Raw genomic sequence first — 14,795 nt, forward strand, 5'->3', positions numbered from 1 at the left:
GGGGTTTTACCGCCGTCTTCGGTGATAGGCGGTGCGGCCGTTGTTCAAATCGTCCGCCTGCGACATGAAGGAATTGCCATCCGCTCCATGCACGATCAGCGGCGCGCGGAACACCAGCCGCGCTCTCGATCCCTTGACCCCGGTTACCAGAATGCGGGTCGCATCCTCGCCCGGGCGGGGGTGGACCGGGGTTATTTCAAGCCCGCCGAAGCGCTTGCCGCAGGCCTCGATGATATCGACGATGGAATCCGGACGGGCGATCAGCGACAATTGCCCGCCGGGTTTCATGATGGCGGCGGCCGTGCGCAGCCAGTTTTCGAACAGGCCAGCGGTCATTGCATGCGCTTCGGCCTTCAAGGCATCCGGCGTTATGCGGTCGTCGGCGTGGTTGAAGGGCGGGTTCATGATCACATGGTCGTGCACGCCGTCGTGCAATCCCGCGTCGACCCGGGCCTTGCCCGTGAGCGTCACATCGGCGCCGAGAACCGTGATACGATCAGACAGGAAAGCATTTTCCGGCAAAGCCAGCGTTCGCCGCGCATACTCCGCCATCAACGGCAACTTCTCGACCAGAACGATGCGGGCGTTTTCGAGCCGGCTCGCGACCGCTAGTCCTGCGGCACCGGCGCCGGATCCGAGATCGGCAACCGAAACGGACCGTTCGTCCGCCACAAGCGAGGCGAGCAGCATCGCATCCACGCCGGACCTGTGGCCGCCGCCCTTCGGCTGCACCAGATGGAAGCGGCCGCGGTGAAACGCATCGATGGTGAAGTCCGACGAAAGATCCTGCGGGATGCCGGCGGACGTGGTCACGGGCGAAGCTCCGCCTCCAGGCCGGCATCGATCAGGATGCGGCGGGCTTCATCTCCCCTCTCCTCCTCGACAAGGAAGCGTTTCGACAGCATGCCGAGCGAGCCTTCGAGCACGCTCATGGACTGGTCCGCAACCATGAAATGAATGCCGGCATCCTTCATCAGGCTGCTCGCAACCGAGAGAAGCACCGGGTCGTTAGCGCGAATGAGTTCCCGCATGCGGCAAAAATCCCCCTCAAAAACGGCAGGTCAGCGAATTGTCACTTGCCGCATCCTGCCACGCTTTCTATTGTCCAAGCCGGAACTTAATTTAGGAGTCCGGTCGTTGGGCGTCGTAATACCGCTTGAAGAAGGCAAAAACAAATCTGCTTCCGTGAAGCCCCTGGTGGACCTCACGAGAGGAGACATGGAGCGGGTCAACCAGCTGATCCTGTCGAAGGCAGGCTCCGACGTGCAAATGATCCCGGAAGTTGCCAACCACCTGATCTCGTCGGGCGGCAAGCGGCTTCGGCCGATGCTGACGCTCGCGTCTGCGGTGCTGTTCGGCTACAAGGGCGAAGGCCATGTGAAGCTCGCGACCAGCGTCGAATTCATGCATACGGCAACGCTGCTGCATGACGATGTGGTGGACGAAAGCGATCTGCGCCGCGGCAAATCCACCGCACGGATGATCTGGGGCAACCAGGCCAGTGTTCTCGTCGGCGACTTTCTGCTCGGCCAGTCCTTCAAGATGATGGTCGAAGTCGGATCGCTTGAAGCGCTGGACGTTCTGGCAACCGCGGCTTCCGTGATTGCGGAAGGCGAAGTGCTTCAGCTTTCCGTCGCCAAGAACATGGAAACCACCGAGGACGACTATCTCTCCGTCATTCGCGCCAAGACGGCGGCGTTGTTTGCGGCGGCGGCGGAAGTCGGCCCGATCATCGCCAATGCCGACAAGGCCGGGCGTTCCGCAATGCGCTCCTATGGCATGAACCTTGGCTACGCTTTCCAGCTGGTCGATGACGCGCTCGATTACGGCGGCACCGCTGCCGATCTCGGGAAGAATGTCGGCGACGATTTCCGCGAGGGAAAGATCACGCTTCCGGTCATCCTTGCCTACCGGCGCGGTACCGAAACGGAACGGGCATTCTGGAAGACGGCGATCGAACAGGGCGAAAGCAGCGAGGAAAATCTTGAAAAGGCGCTGGGCCTGATCAAGAAATACGACGCACTGAACGACACGATCGGTCGGGCCCTGCATTACGGCACGATTGCCCGCGATGCGCTGGCGCCGCTGCCGGCATCGCCGCTCAAATCCGCGATGCTCGAGGTGATCGACTTCTCCATCCAGCGCGTGAACTGACGCTCCCTCCGTCGCGTTGACGAAGGTGTGACCGTTCCTGCCCGGCATCCGCTCTCTGCGATGCCGGAGAATTCCTTGCGGACATGCTTCAAAAAAGCCATTCTGTCATGACTCAATTGGCGCGGGATGGTGGCGATTTGCCACCGTCAAAGCGTCGCCTGCTCAAGGCCCACCACGAAAGGCATTCTTTTTATGCGGCAGAAATACAGCCTCCGTCTGCTTTCCAGCGCAGCGCTCGCAGCCGTTCTCATGCTCGCCGGTGCAGCGCAAGCGGCGACGCCAGAGGCGAAGCCGACCGCCGCGGAGAGCGTGAAGTTTGATGCCAGCGACGCGCAGTCGTTTTCGGGCGCGTTCCTCGCTGCCCGCACCGCCGATGTCGACCATGATTACGCGAACGCGATTGCGCTCTATCGCAAGGCGCTGTCCTTTGATGCGGCCAACCTTGAAATCCGTGAACGGCTGATGATTTCGCTGTTCCTGAGCGGCGATTTCGAAGGCGGCTTGAGCGAAGCGGAGAGGCTGAAGGACGATGCCGGCGTCGAGCGCATCACCCGCATCGTGCGAGGGCTGGATGCGATCCGCGACAAGCGCTTCGATGCCGGCAAGAAGACGCTTGCCTATACCGGCCCGAACGATCTTGACCGGCTGACCCACCAGATGATGATGGCGTGGGCGGATGTCGGCGCAGGCCGCGGCCGTCAGGCGATCTCGACTATTGCCGGCCTCAAGGGGCCCGACTGGTTCAAGGTGTTTACGGACTATCATCTTGGCGCCATGGCGCTGGTTGCCGGCGACACGGCCAGTGCACGCAAATATCTGACCACCGCCATTACCAACCAGGAAGCGGTTGCGACAGCGCCCGATACGTTCATGCGCGCCATCATGGCGCTTGCCCGTCTTGAAGCCGCTGCCGGCAACAAGCAGAAGGCGCTCGACGCAATTTCGGTCGGCGACCAGATGATCAGCAACTATGCGCCACTGAAGGCGCTTCGCCAGAGCATTGAAAAGGGCGAGAAGCCCGAGCAGCAGATCACCAACGCTGCCGAAGGCGCGGCCGGCGTGCTGTTTTCGATCGGCGGCGCGCTGAACCGCCAGGGCGCCGAGGATATGGTCGGTCTCTACCTGCAGATCTCCCATGCGATGGACCCGAAGAGCGCCGATACGCTGATCCTGCTCGGCGGCATTGCCGAGAAGATGGAACAGCCGCAACGCGCCATCGAGCTTTATGCAAAGGTGCCGGCCGACAGCCCGATGCGCCGGATTTCCGAACTGCAGCTGGGCATCACCCTGTCCGATACCGGCAAGGTCGACGAAGCAAAGAGCCATCTGAAGGCGCTGATCGATTCGGATCCGGCCGATATCCGCAGCTATATCGCCTATGGCAGCGTACTTTCCGAAGCCAAAGACTACAAGGCGATGGCCGCCAATTACGACAAGGCTGTCGAAATGATCGGCTCCGTGCCGAAGCCGGGCGACTGGACCGTGTTCTTCCAGCGCGGCATTTCCTATGAACGCCTGAAGCAGTTCGACAAGGCCGAGCCGAATTTCCGTCGGGCCCTGGAGCTCAATCCCGAGCAGCCGCAGGTTCTGAATTATCTCGGCTATTCGCTTGTCGACCTCAACCTCAACCTTGCCGAAGGCCTCGACATGATCCGCAAGGCAGTCGATGCGCGGCCGGACGATGGCTATATCGTCGATTCGCTGGGATGGGCCTATTTCCGCCTCGGCAAGTTCGATGAAGCCGTGACCGAACTGGAACGCGCGGTACAATTGCGGGCCGGCGATGCGACGATCAACGACCATCTGGGCGATGCCTACTGGCGTGTCGGCCGCAAGCTGGAAGCGGTCTACCAGTGGAACCGGACGCTGATTTCCGAAGGCGAGGACGTCAACAAGGAAATGGTCAAGGAAAAGATCGCCAACGGCCTGCCGCCGCTCGATCCGAACGCGACGACGGCCGATCGCGGCCAGGCAGCACCAGTGCCGCCTGCCCCGCCGGCACCTGCCAATCCCGACAAGAAATCCTGATAAAGCGGGCTTTCCAGCATGACCATATCCGATACGCAAGACGCCGCCACAGAGGTGGCCCTGACAGAACTTGCGCCTGCGAAGATCAATCTTGGCCTGCATGTCGTGGGCCTTCGCTATGACGGGTTTCACCTGCTGGAAAGCGTCGTCACCTTCGCCGATCTGGGTGACGAGCTGACCTTCACGCTCTCGGAATCGGATGAGTTTTCCGTTTCCGGCCGCTTTGCGTCCGAGCTTTCAAATGACGAGGCGGGTCAGGCAGGCAATCTCGTGATCAAGGCGCGCGATCTCTTTCGCCAGCAGCTGGTTTCCAACGGCTTTCCGGCGCCTCCCGTTTCGATCCACCTCGAGAAGAAACTACCGATCGCAGCCGGGATCGGAGGCGGATCGGCCGATGCGGCGGCCACGCTTCGCGGCCTGTTCCGGCTGTGGAATGCGGAGATACCGGAAGCAGCCCTTCTGGCGCTTGGCCTTTCGCTGGGTGCCGACGTGCCCATGTGCCTGACGGGGGCTGCCGTTCTGGCCGAGGGCATCGGCGAAAGGCTTGAACCGCTGCCGACCATGCCGTCCCTATCCCTCGTGCTCGCCAACACGCTGATCAGCGTCTCGACGCCTGAGATTTTCAAGCTACTGGTGGACAAGGAAAACGCGGCCCTGCCGCCGACGCCGACCGACGCAGGCGGCTGGCTGCCTTACCTGAAAACGCTTCGCAACGACCTGGAGCCGCCAGCTCGCGCGCTCATCCCCGAGATCGAGGAACTCTCCGCGATGATCGCAGCGCAAGGTGCCGAGCTGGTGCGCATGTCCGGATCCGGAGCGACCTGTTTCGGTGTGTTCCCTTCGAAGACAGACGCGGAAGCCGCCGCGCAGGCGCTGACCGCCCTGAAGCCGGACTGGTATTTCGAAGCGGTCGAAACCGTCGGAGCAAAGCCATGAGCAAGATCGCCGAAACGCGCGAGTTCATTCCTATTTCGATCGCGGTACTGACCGTGTCGGATACCCGGACTATGGTGGACGACAAATCTGGCGATACGCTGGTTGCCCGTATCGCGGAGGCCGGTCACAGGCTTGGGGCACGCGCCATCGTGCCCGACGACAAGGAGCGTATTGCCGGCCAGGTGCGCGAATGGACGCTCGACCCTGAGATCGACGTGGTCATCACCACCGGAGGAACCGGCTTTACCGGCCGCGACGTGACGCCGGAAGCGCTGGAGCCGCTGTTCGACAAGAAGATGGACGGGTTTTCCGAGGTGTTTCACCGGATTTCCTACGACAAGATCGGTACTTCGACGATCCAGTCGCGGGCCACCGGCGGCGTTGCCAATGCAACCTTCATCTTCGTGCTGCCAGGCTCTCCCGGTGCCTGCAAGGATGCCTGGGACGGCATCTTGAAAGCGCAGCTGGACTACCGCCACATGCCCTGCAACTTCATCGAGATTATGGCGCGGCTGGACGAGCATCTGCGGCGCGGTTCGGGCAAGTAACGGTCTAATTTATCGCGCGGACGCGGCAACCCACGCCGGGATCATCTCGCTCACCAGTCTCGACGGCTTTGCGGCTGACGTCACAGCCTTGGCGACATCCACGAGACCCATGCCGGACTTTGCGAGCGCGACGGCTTCGCGCTTCGGCAGGATCAGCCCCTGCTCGAGCGGCGGGACTGAACGGACGATCCTTGTAAGGAACGGCTTGCGGTAGGTTCGCGAAGGCGAGAACCGCACGGGCTGACGGTTGAGCGCCAGATATTCCATCACCTCGTCGATCCAGCCGGCCTGGAGACGCGCTCCGGGCTCTAGCAGAAGCAGCCATTCGGCGCGCGCCTTGTGCAGGATATCGACGATATCCCAGGCGCTGTGGAAACGGCAGCCGGCCGCATCCGCGACACGGGAGGACCCGTCGCGCGAGTTGTGATCGAGCACCACGACATCGCTGACCAACCCCTCCACCGCGGCGGAAACAAGGACGGACAACGTCTGCGCGAGCTCGGCTTCCTGATCCCGGCATTCCAACAAAACAGTCAGCATTTTCAATGTCTAGCGCATTGCACAACGGATTGCCACAAATCCTTTGCGAGTTTGTTCTTGCATTGTTCTCAATGTCGCGATAGGAATCTTGTCATTCGAGAACGGGAATTTTTCCCGTCAGGAGTGCCCCATGAACGAGCTGTCCCATTTGCGGCAGGACGCATTCGCGCCTGCTCATACGGCTGATATTGCCGATGCATTGGTGAAGACCTCCGGCCTCCGGATCGAGGGGGATCGCCGGCGCGGTCGTGGCGCCGGACTGAACCCTTCAGGACGTTTCGAGACGGAGCGTCGCGAGGCTTTCGACGACGGCTGGCAGACGATCGAGGAACTGGAACCGTTCAGGACCGAGGTGCAGGTGGAAAAGCCACGTACCGCGATTACCCGAAACGATTCTCCCGACATTCCCTTCGACCGCTCGATCAACCCGTACCGCGGCTGCGAGCATGGCTGCATCTACTGCTTCGCGCGGCCGAGCCACAGTTTCATGGGGCTTTCGCCGGGGCTGGATTTCGAATCGAAACTGTTTGCCAAGCCTGACGTACCGAAGCTTCTGGAGCGCGAACTGAGCAGGGCCGATTACAAGGTCCGGGCGATTGCGATCGGCACCAATACCGATCCCTACCAGCCGATCGAACGGGAATGGCGCGTCATGCGCCAGATCCTTGAAGTCCTGCAGAAGGCCAACCATCCCGTAACAATCGTCACCAAATCGTCGCTGGTCACCCGCGACATCGACATTCTTTCCGACATGGCGTCGAAGGGCCTTGCCAAGGTCGCGATATCGCTAACCACCCTCGACCGCAAGCTTGCTCGCAGCATGGAGCCGCGCGCGTCGACGCCCGCCAAACGGCTCGAGGCGATCAAAGCGCTCTCGGACGCTGGCATACCGACAGCTGTGTTCACCTCGCCGATCATTCCGGCGCTGAACGACCACGAGATCGAGCGGCTCCTGGAAGCGGGGCACGCTGCCGGCGCAACGGAGGCGAGTTACGTGCTCTTACGTCTGCCGCTGGAAGTGGCGCCGCTGTTCCGCGACTGGCTGCTGCAGCATTACCCGAACCGCTACCGGCATGTGATGTCGCTCGTTCGCTCGATGCGGGACGGCAAGGATTATGACGCGGAGTTCGGCAAGCGGATGAAGGGCACCGGTCCTTACGCCTGGCAGATCGGGCGACGCTTCGAGATGGCAACGAAGCGGCTCGGCATGACGCGTCGGGGCGTGCCGCTTAGGGACGATTTGTTTGTTCGTCCGAATGGCGCGGGCATTCAGCTTTCGCTGCTTTGAATTTGGCCTGCAGGGGCACCCGTCGTCCCTGCGAAACGGCCTGATGACGTCGCGAGAGTTACAGCGACTTTCATTCAGGTCGATTAATTTTGAATTTCGGCACGGTTCCCGCATATCACCTGCCGAAAGACCCCCGGTTCCCACCATCATCCCGAAAGGGCGCCCCCGATGGTGGGCAACGACGCCGCACTCGTTGTCCGGGGGTTGCCGGAGGTCGGGCGGGCGTGCGAAACTGCCGCCATGTTGCTTCGCACGCCGCCCGATTCTCCGACATTGTTTGAAGAGACGCCATTTGTTCCAGATTTCAGCCTGGAGCTGATGGCGCGGGATGCCGGACATTGGCCGGTGGCTGGCACCGACGAAGCAGGCCGCGGTCCCTTGGCGGGTCCGGTTGTGGCAGCCGCCGTGATTCTCGATCCCGACAACATTCCACCCGGTCTCGACGATTCCAAAAAGCTCAGCCTGAAGCAGCGGGAAGCGCTGTTTGCGATGATCATGGCGACGGCGCATGTGTCGATTGCATCGTCTGGTCCGCGCCTCATCGACGAGCGTAACATCCTGCGCGCCAGTCTCGACGCCATGCGGCGTGCGGTGATCGGACTGAATATCAAGCCGGCCTATCTCCTCACCGATGGCCGCGACATGCCGCCTGGGCTCGCCTGCCCCGGCAAGGCCGTGATCAAGGGCGATAGCCGCTCTGTCTCCATCGCCGCGGCCTCGATCGTGGCGAAAGTCACCCGCGACCGGATGATGGGTCGCGCCTGCACCGTTTTTCCGGCCTATGGCTTTGCCAAGCATGTCGGATACGCCACCAAGCAGCACCGCGACGGCATTACGAGCCACGGCCCCTGCCCGCTCCACCGGATGAGCTTTCGTCCGATGCGGAAAGATCCGCTGCCGGAAGACGATCTCGCCGATCTCCAGGCCTCGGACATTACCCTCACCCCATAACGCAAAAGGCCGAGCTTTCGCCCGGCCTTTTCTTAATTCATGTATCTGAAGCTTAGTTCAGGCGCGTTTGAACCGTACCTACGGCGTCCCTGAACAGGGCTTCCTGCGTTGCTGCATCGGCCTTGCGGGCGATGACGCTTTCGGCGGCGGCGATGGCGAGGTCGACGGCGGCAGCGCGAACGGCGCTCACGGCATCTGCTTCCGCCTGCTTGATCTTCTGCTCGGAGACCGCGTTGCGGCGGGCGACGAATTCTTCCGTCTTCTGGCGGGCTTCTTCCGTCAGGGCAGCGGCTTCGCGTTCGGCGGAAGCCACGATGCTGGCAGCGTCGGCTTCGGCCTGCTTGCGCTTCTTCTGGTATTCAGCCAGCAGCGCCTGGGCTTCTTCGCGAAGCTTCTTGGCTTCGTCGAGTTCGCTGCGGATGTTGGCGGCGCGTTCGTCGAGCGACTTTGCCATCATGCCCGGCACCTTGATGTAGATCAGGATGCCGAGGAAAATGACGAGACCAACGAGTGCGAAAAATGTTGCGTCGAATGCCATGCGATCAGGCCCCCGTCTTGGCGGCCGCGACGGCAGCCTTGATGTCATCGCCGCTTGCCTTGCCGCCGATCATGAGATCGACGATGGCGGATGCGGTCTCTTCGGCGATCTGGCCGACTTCAGCAAAAGCCTTGTCCTTGATCTCGCCGATGCGGGTTTCTGCTGCACTGAGCTTTGCGGCCAGTTCGGCTTCGATGGCGCTACGGTCGGCAGCGGCCTTGGTCTTGGCGGCTTCGCGGGCCGCTTCGGCAATGCCGTGCGACTTGGCGCGGGCGGCGGCCAGTTCCTTTTCATAGGTCTCGACGGCAGCATCGGCTTCCGCCTTGGCGCGGCCGGCTTCCTCGAGATCCTTGGCGATACGATCGTGACGATCCTCGATGATTCCGCCAACGCGCGGAACGATCACCTTCTTCATGAGAAGGTAGAAGAGACCGAACGTGATGACGAGCCAGAGAAGCTGCGACGCGAAATGGGATGAGTCGAGCGGCGGAAACGCGCCACTGTGCTCAGTGTCGTGGGCGACACCGGTTTCGGTATGCACTTCGCCAGCCGGAGCAGCATGCGGTTCGGCCGCCGGTGCGGCGCCCGGTGCTGCAGGCGTTTCAGGAGCGGCCGGCGCGGTCTGCGCATATGCCGAAGTCACGAACATCATCACCTCCGGGTGAATTCCAAATGCGAAGGATCACGGTGCGCTTTAAAACGACCGTGATCCGAAGTCCAGGTCTGGTATTAGACCACGAACAGGAGAAGGAGAGCTACGAGCAGCGAAAAGATGCCCAGAGCTTCCGTAACGGCGAAACCGAATACCAGACGGCCGAACTGGCTGTCAGCGGCAGACGGGTTGCGCAGGGCGCCCGACAGGTAGCTGCCGAAGATGTTGCCGAGGCCGAGGGCCGTGCCGGCCATGCCAAAGCAAGCCAGACCTGCGCCGATGAACTTTGCTGCTTCCGCTTCCATGATGAACTCCTTGAATGGGTTTGCGGCTGATGACTGACGCCTCAGGACGCCAATTTGGTAGTTATTCTTAGTGCCCGCCGGGATGGACCGCGTCGTTCAGGTACATGCATGTGAGTACCGCGAAGACATAGGCCTGGAGGAAGGCAACGAGGAATTCGAGACCGGTCAGGGCGACCGTCATGGCGAGCGGCAGGATGGCGCCGCCGATGCCGAGTGCGCCAAGTGCTCCAAGCGAGCTGACAAAGCCCGCGAACACTTTCAGCGTGATGTGGCCGGCCAGCATGTTCGCGAAAAGACGAACGGAGAGCGAAATCGGCCGGGACAGGAAGGAGATGACTTCGATGACGACGACCAGCGGCAGAAGCGCGCCGGGTACACCGCTTGGCACGAACAGCTGCAGGAAGCCGAGGCCGTGCTTGTAGAAGCCGTAGACGATGACCGTGCCAACCACCAGCAGAGCCAGTGCAAAGGTGACGATGATCTGGCTGGTGACGGTGAAGAAGTACGGGAACATGCCGAGCAGGTTTGCCGTCAAGACGAACATGAACAGCGAGAAGACCAGCGGGAAGAACTTCATGCCGTGGCTGCCGGCGCCTTCGCGCAGCATGTTGGCAATGAACTGATAGGACATTTCGGCAACCGACTGTGCGCGGCCCGGGATCAGGCTGCGGGCGGACGATGCGAAATACAGGAAGCCGGCTGCGCAGGCGACCGTAGCAGTCATGAACAGCGATGCATTGGTAAAGGATAGGTCGATACCGCCGATCTCGATCGGGACGATCTTGCTGATCTGGAACTGATGGATCGGATCGTTTGCCACCGCTTACCCTCTTTCATATGCCGCCATGCCGGCGGCTCAATTCGTGTTGCGAAACCGAGCATGTTAGTGCCCTGCCCCGTCCCCGCTGCCTTTTTTCCGCAAGGGCGGCGGCTCGGCCACCTTGCCCACGGATCGAAGCACGTTCAGAACACCGGCGCAGAAACCAAGAAGGAGAAGAATTATCATCCCCCACGGCGACGTGCCGGCATAGTAATCCAGTCCATAGCCCAGAATGGCGCCGACTGCGACAGCCGAGATGAATTCGGAGGAAATCTTGAAGCCGAGGGCCATGCCCTTTCGACTTTCTTCAGATTGCGCTTCCCGCTTCGCCTCTACCGCGTCACCAGCCTTCCGATCCGCCAATTGTGCGGACAGACGCTTTCGGCGTTCTTCCAGACCATCCTCGCGGTTGTCCATCCCTCACGTCCTCCCATCCGCCCTTGTTCGGAGCGGACCAACCGCAACAGCAGCCAGCGGGGTTTCGCGCCTTCCGGCCCGCTTCTAAGTCGCGCGCAACATAGTTTTGAGAGGACTTATAGTCAAGGCGGTGCCGGGCCTTGATTCAGGGGAAATTAACGCTTCGATTTCAAGCGGTTATCGCTGAATTCCCGGCAACATGGCAAAACCTTCGCGGGAATATTCACAGATCGGCCGGGTTTATCAGCTCCAACCACCACCATAGGTACGGTAAAACACGTGCAGACCGATGCGTCCGACCTTTTTCATGGTCTTTGCCCAGTTCGGACGCACGTAGACCGCGTGGTAGTGAGTGGCCGAGCCGACTTCCGGCAACCAGATCTTGCCGGCGGTCACCGCCATCGCAACTTCCTGGGCTGTTTCGAAATGATCCGGCGCGCGGATTCGGTCCGGAATGTTGTCGCAGGCGAAGGAGAACTGGCAGCGGTTGCGCCAGTCTTCGTTCTGATAGACGACGTCGCAGATGCTTTTCGGATAGTGCGGATTGCGGACGCGGTTGAGAATAACCTGTGCGACCGCTGCCTGGCCACGCACTTCTTCTCCGCGCGCTTCAAAATAGATTCCGGCGGCCAGGCATTGCTGCTGCTTGGGCGAAAACGATTCTTCCGGCAGCGCCGTTGCTGCCCAGGCGTGGTCTTCCGGGCCGATCGGCGGAATGAAGCGGCCGGTTTCGGGCTTTGCGCCGAGGATCGCATCGAAGGGTGACTTACGCGAGAAGTCGGGCTTGGCCGGTGCATAGGCGGTTGCCAGCACATCTGCCTTTTCGTTGGTGATGAGGTCGGCGAGCATCGAAGGAAGACCGGGCTCCTTTACCTCGTCCTTGCGGAAATAGAATTCGGCGAGCTCGACCGGCTGGTCGTCGGCTTCGGCTTTGACGAAGGCGGTCATTTCATCGCTGGCATCCACAGGCGTGGTCAGCGAGCTGGAACGCTCGAGGATCGACCCGGCCGAAAAGGCCTTCGGCGGCTGCATCTGTTCGACGGCTACGATCCGGCTCTTCTTTTCCGCGCGGTTGACGCGGTCTTCGTCCGGCGTGTCCTCACCTGACTTCTCGTTGCCGGTGAATGCAACGCGGCGACCGTCGGGCAGCGTCATGCCGGCATCGCCGCCGAGCACGGAACCGCCACCCGGAAAGGCAAGCGATGCGTTATGAATAGAACCGGCCGGCGAGTTGGTCATGACCATGCGCCACTGGTCGCGGCCGCGATCGATGCCGGAGAGGAGATCGGTGAGATCGCCTTGTGCGGGAACGGCTGGAAACACCAGCCAGGCAGCAAGTCCAAGGACGCCAGGCGCCAGCCAGATATCGCGGCGCGACAGGGCGCGGTGCAAAAGAGACTTCGTCCGAGCCGCCGGCATGGCCACTTTAGAGGACTTTCGACGCTGTACGGTCTTCGAACGCAAAACCGGCTACTCCACAAGGCAGGTCAACCAGGGACCTCAATGACTGATCGATGGGTCAAACATCAATCATTAACCTTGATGAGCAGTTAACGCTTATAGACAGAATCCCTTGTAACGCTGGGATTTGGGCATTTTCACTTAAACGTCAGAGGCTCGTGTCCGAAATGCCACGCGGGTTTTGGGCGACCTTTCCGTCAGATGATGACGTGCGAACCCAGTTCGACGACGCGGTTGGCCGGCAGGTGGAAATAGTCGGACGGATCGGTTGCGGCATTGGCGAGCGCGATAAACAACCGGTCCTGCCACATGGGCATGCCGGAGGCTGCGTCCGGTACCAGCTTGCGTCGGCCGAGATAGAACGACGTCGACATGATATCGAACTTGAAGCCGGTCTTTCTCAGATAGGCAAGCGACTGCGAGACATTGTGGGATTGCATGAAGCCGAAGCGCAGTTCGATGACCGTGAACCGATCCGACAGCTTCTCGACCCGGTAGCGATCCTCGATCGATACGCGCGGCTTGTTGACCGTGATGATGGTCAGGATGACGTTCTTCGCATGCAGGACGTGATTGTGCTTGATGTTGTGCAGCAAGGCCGCCGGTGCTGTCTGCGGATCACCGGTCAGGAAGATGGCGACGCCTGGCACGGACACCGGAGCATGATCGCTTTTCTTTTCCACCATGGGAATAAAGGTCTGCAGCGGCACATCGATGCGGCGGGTCTTTTCAAACAGGATCGCAGCACCCCGCTTCCAGGTCCACATGACGACGGTAAAGCCGATCGCCATCATGACCGGCACCCAGCCGCCATCATGAATCTTCAAGAGATTGGCGCCCAGGAAAACGAATTCGAGCAGCAGAAGCGGCGCGAGCACAAGGGTTGCCAGCACACGCGGCCAGCGCCATCTCAGCCGAACGAACTCGAACGCCATCAGCGTCGTCACCACCATGGCGCCGGTCACCGAGATTCCGTAGGCGGTGGCCAGAGCATCGGAGCTCTCGAAACCAAGAACCAGCGCGATGACGCCGACCAGAAGCAGCGTGTTGACGCCCGGCAGGAAGATCTGGCCGGTATTGGTTTCCGAGGTGAACAGGATCTGCATGCGCGGCAGATAGCCGAGATGGATCGCCTGGCGCACCAGCGAGAAGGCGCCGGTAATGACAGCCTGGCTTGCGATGATGGTGGCGCAGGTGGCGAGAATGATGACCGGAACGAGCGCCCATTGCGGGAACATCAGATAGAACGGATCGCTCATCGCTTCGGGATGGCTCAGCACCATGGCGCCCTGACCGAGATAATTCAGCGTCAGCGCCGGAAAGACCAAGACGAACCAAGCCCACTGGATGGGACGGCGACCGAAATGGCCGAGATCAGCATAAAGCGCTTCCGCACCTGTCACCGTCAGGAAGACGGCGCCGAGAACGACGACGCCGGCAAAGCCTTCTTCGCTCATGAACTGGAAGGCATGCAATGGATTGAAGGCGGCCAGAATGCTGAGGTCGTCGAAAATGTGCACCAGGCCGATGCCGCCCATCACGAGAAACCAGATGGCGGTGATCGGTCCGAAGAACTTCGCCACCATGCCGGTGCCCTTCGACTGGATGGCAAACAGCGCAACCAGGATGGCAATCGAAATCGGCAGAACGGCGCTTTCGAAATGCGGTGATACGTATTTCAGGCCTTCCACCGCCGACAGGACCGACAGCGCCGGCGTGATCATCGCATCGCCTAGAAACAGCGCGGCGCCGATCAGCCCGAGCAGCATCAGGACAGCCCGATGGCCGCACGCTCCTTTGGTCATGAGCGCCAGAAGCGACAGCGTGCCACCCTCGCCATCGTTATCGGCGCGCAGCAGGAAGAGAACGTATTTGAAGGTGACGATGATGGTCAGCGTCCAGATCATCAGCGAGATGAGGCTGATGATCTCCATCTGCGTGACGCCGTCATGGGCGACGGGCTTCAACGCCTCGCGAAAGGCATAGAGCGGGCTCGTGCCGATATCGCCATAGACGACACCGACAGAGCCGAGCGCAAGCGCGAACAGCCCATGTCCTTTGGTTTTCTCGGCGGCACTATGTTCTGCTGGGTGGCCCATTCGGCATCTGGCGTTCGAGCCAGCCTTTCAACGGAAAAATGCGGATACTTCGCTCCGC

16 protein-coding genes are annotated in these 14,795 nt (G+C 61.0%); 6 read left to right on the forward strand and 10 right to left on the reverse strand.

The window, feature by feature from the left end:
* Window positions 1-6 precede the first annotated feature (6 nt).
* Together AC0JZ8_RS19210 and AC0JZ8_RS19215 are read right to left on the reverse strand one after the other, a co-directional pair.
* On the reverse strand, window positions 7-813 hold the full coding sequence (locus AC0JZ8_RS19210) for a tRNA1(Val) (adenine(37)-N6)-methyltransferase (protein WP_371816118.1): 807 nt from the start codon (window positions 811-813) through the stop codon (window positions 7-9).
* Window positions 810-1,031 carry a putative signal transducing protein gene (locus tag AC0JZ8_RS19215; protein WP_062453679.1) on the reverse strand — a complete coding sequence of 74 codons (222 nt, stop codon included), beginning with the start codon at window positions 1,029-1,031 and terminating at the stop codon, window positions 810-812. Before AC0JZ8_RS19215 ends, AC0JZ8_RS19210 begins: the two co-directional genes overlap by 4 nt.
* Before the next feature lie 106 nt (window positions 1,032-1,137).
* Here AC0JZ8_RS19215 and AC0JZ8_RS19220 point away from each other — a divergent pair, with 106 nt between their 5' ends.
* From AC0JZ8_RS19220 to moaB, 4 genes are all read left to right on the forward strand, one after another.
* Window positions 1,138-2,154 (forward strand): polyprenyl synthetase family protein, encoded by a 1,017-nt coding sequence (locus AC0JZ8_RS19220; RefSeq protein WP_062453680.1) that lies wholly within the window; start codon window positions 1,138-1,140, stop codon window positions 2,152-2,154.
* A gap of 192 nt (window positions 2,155-2,346) precedes the next feature.
* Window positions 2,347-4,182: a tetratricopeptide repeat protein gene (locus AC0JZ8_RS19225; RefSeq protein ID WP_471893217.1), complete on the forward strand. Its 1,836-nt coding sequence runs from the start codon at window positions 2,347-2,349 to the stop codon at window positions 4,180-4,182.
* An 18-nt stretch (window positions 4,183-4,200) separates the two neighbouring features.
* On the forward strand, window positions 4,201-5,118 hold the full coding sequence (locus AC0JZ8_RS19230) for a 4-(cytidine 5'-diphospho)-2-C-methyl-D-erythritol kinase (RefSeq protein WP_471893218.1): 918 nt from the start codon (window positions 4,201-4,203) through the stop codon (window positions 5,116-5,118).
* Window positions 5,115-5,666 (forward strand): molybdenum cofactor biosynthesis protein B, encoded by a 552-nt coding sequence (gene moaB, locus AC0JZ8_RS19235; RefSeq protein ID WP_471893219.1) that lies wholly within the window; start codon window positions 5,115-5,117, stop codon window positions 5,664-5,666. Before AC0JZ8_RS19230 ends, moaB begins: the two co-directional genes overlap by 4 nt.
* Before the next feature lie 9 nt (window positions 5,667-5,675).
* Here moaB and AC0JZ8_RS19240 read toward each other — a convergent pair whose 3' ends face one another.
* Complete coding sequence (locus tag AC0JZ8_RS19240; RefSeq protein WP_092661396.1) at window positions 5,676-6,206, reverse strand: glycosyl transferase; 531 nt, start codon at window positions 6,204-6,206, stop codon at window positions 5,676-5,678.
* Between the two features lie 130 nt (window positions 6,207-6,336).
* Here AC0JZ8_RS19240 and AC0JZ8_RS19245 point away from each other — a divergent pair, with 130 nt between their 5' ends.
* Together AC0JZ8_RS19245 and AC0JZ8_RS19250 are read left to right on the forward strand one after the other, a co-directional pair.
* Window positions 6,337-7,494 carry a PA0069 family radical SAM protein gene (locus AC0JZ8_RS19245; RefSeq protein ID WP_062579354.1) on the forward strand — a complete coding sequence of 386 codons (1,158 nt, stop codon included), beginning with the start codon at window positions 6,337-6,339 and terminating at the stop codon, window positions 7,492-7,494.
* A 240-nt stretch (window positions 7,495-7,734) separates the two neighbouring features.
* Window positions 7,735-8,445 carry a ribonuclease HII gene (locus tag AC0JZ8_RS19250; RefSeq protein WP_471893401.1) on the forward strand — a complete coding sequence of 237 codons (711 nt, stop codon included), beginning with the start codon at window positions 7,735-7,737 and terminating at the stop codon, window positions 8,443-8,445.
* Between the two features lie 52 nt (window positions 8,446-8,497).
* Here the strand turns inward: AC0JZ8_RS19250 and AC0JZ8_RS19255 are convergent, their stop codons facing one another.
* The 7 genes from AC0JZ8_RS19255 to AC0JZ8_RS19285 all read right to left on the reverse strand — a co-directional run bounded on the left by AC0JZ8_RS19255 (window position 8,498) and on the right by AC0JZ8_RS19285 (window position 14,737).
* Complete coding sequence (locus AC0JZ8_RS19255; RefSeq protein ID WP_062453686.1) at window positions 8,498-8,983, reverse strand: F0F1 ATP synthase subunit B; 486 nt, start codon at window positions 8,981-8,983, stop codon at window positions 8,498-8,500.
* 4 nt (window positions 8,984-8,987) lie between these two features.
* Window positions 8,988-9,632 carry a F0F1 ATP synthase subunit B gene (locus AC0JZ8_RS19260; protein WP_371816117.1) on the reverse strand — a complete coding sequence of 215 codons (645 nt, stop codon included), beginning with the start codon at window positions 9,630-9,632 and terminating at the stop codon, window positions 8,988-8,990.
* A gap of 80 nt (window positions 9,633-9,712) precedes the next feature.
* On the reverse strand, window positions 9,713-9,940 hold the full coding sequence (locus AC0JZ8_RS19265; protein WP_037087706.1) for a F0F1 ATP synthase subunit C: 228 nt from the start codon (window positions 9,938-9,940) through the stop codon (window positions 9,713-9,715).
* 67 nt (window positions 9,941-10,007) lie between these two features.
* Window positions 10,008-10,760 (reverse strand): F0F1 ATP synthase subunit A, encoded by a 753-nt coding sequence (locus AC0JZ8_RS19270; protein WP_062453688.1) that lies wholly within the window; start codon window positions 10,758-10,760, stop codon window positions 10,008-10,010.
* A 63-nt stretch (window positions 10,761-10,823) separates the two neighbouring features.
* Entirely contained in the window at window positions 10,824-11,177 is a 354-nt protein-coding gene (locus AC0JZ8_RS19275; RefSeq protein WP_062579350.1) for an AtpZ/AtpI family protein, read from the reverse strand.
* Between the two features lie 243 nt (window positions 11,178-11,420).
* Window positions 11,421-12,596 (reverse strand): cell wall hydrolase, encoded by a 1,176-nt coding sequence (locus AC0JZ8_RS19280; RefSeq protein WP_062453690.1) that lies wholly within the window; start codon window positions 12,594-12,596, stop codon window positions 11,421-11,423.
* A gap of 239 nt (window positions 12,597-12,835) precedes the next feature.
* A complete protein-coding gene (locus tag AC0JZ8_RS19285; RefSeq protein WP_192086963.1) occupies window positions 12,836-14,737 on the reverse strand; it encodes a potassium transporter Kup in 1,902 nt (633 codons plus the stop codon).
* Window positions 14,738-14,795: the final 58 nt, after the last annotated feature.

It is taken from the genome of Velazquezella soli, from assembly GCF_977018685.1.

Coding starts and splice junctions, on each gene's coding strand:
- AC0JZ8_RS19215 (WP_062453679.1), bottom strand. CDS start 1,031: ATGCGGGAACTCATTCGCGCTAACGACCCGGTGCTTCTCTCGGTTGCG.
- AC0JZ8_RS19225 (WP_471893217.1), top strand. CDS start 2,347: ATGCGGCAGAAATACAGCCTCCGTCTGCTTTCCAGCGCAGCGCTCGCA.
- AC0JZ8_RS19230 (WP_471893218.1), top strand. CDS start 4,201: ATGACCATATCCGATACGCAAGACGCCGCCACAGAGGTGGCCCTGACA.
- moaB (WP_471893219.1), top strand. CDS start 5,115: ATGAGCAAGATCGCCGAAACGCGCGAGTTCATTCCTATTTCGATCGCG.
- AC0JZ8_RS19240 (WP_092661396.1), bottom strand. CDS start 6,206: ATGCTGACTGTTTTGTTGGAATGCCGGGATCAGGAAGCCGAGCTCGCG.
- AC0JZ8_RS19245 (WP_062579354.1), top strand. CDS start 6,337: ATGAACGAGCTGTCCCATTTGCGGCAGGACGCATTCGCGCCTGCTCAT.
- AC0JZ8_RS19250 (WP_471893401.1), top strand. CDS start 7,735: ATGTTGCTTCGCACGCCGCCCGATTCTCCGACATTGTTTGAAGAGACG.
- AC0JZ8_RS19255 (WP_062453686.1), bottom strand. CDS start 8,983: ATGGCATTCGACGCAACATTTTTCGCACTCGTTGGTCTCGTCATTTTC.
- AC0JZ8_RS19260 (WP_371816117.1), bottom strand. CDS start 9,632: ATGTTCGTGACTTCGGCATATGCGCAGACCGCGCCGGCCGCTCCTGAA.
- AC0JZ8_RS19265 (WP_037087706.1), bottom strand. CDS start 9,940: ATGGAAGCGGAAGCAGCAAAGTTCATCGGCGCAGGTCTGGCTTGCTTT.
- AC0JZ8_RS19275 (WP_062579350.1), bottom strand. CDS start 11,177: ATGGACAACCGCGAGGATGGTCTGGAAGAACGCCGAAAGCGTCTGTCC.
- AC0JZ8_RS19280 (WP_062453690.1), bottom strand. CDS start 12,596: ATGCCGGCGGCTCGGACGAAGTCTCTTTTGCACCGCGCCCTGTCGCGC.
- AC0JZ8_RS19285 (WP_192086963.1), bottom strand. CDS start 14,737: ATGGGCCACCCAGCAGAACATAGTGCCGCCGAGAAAACCAAAGGACAT.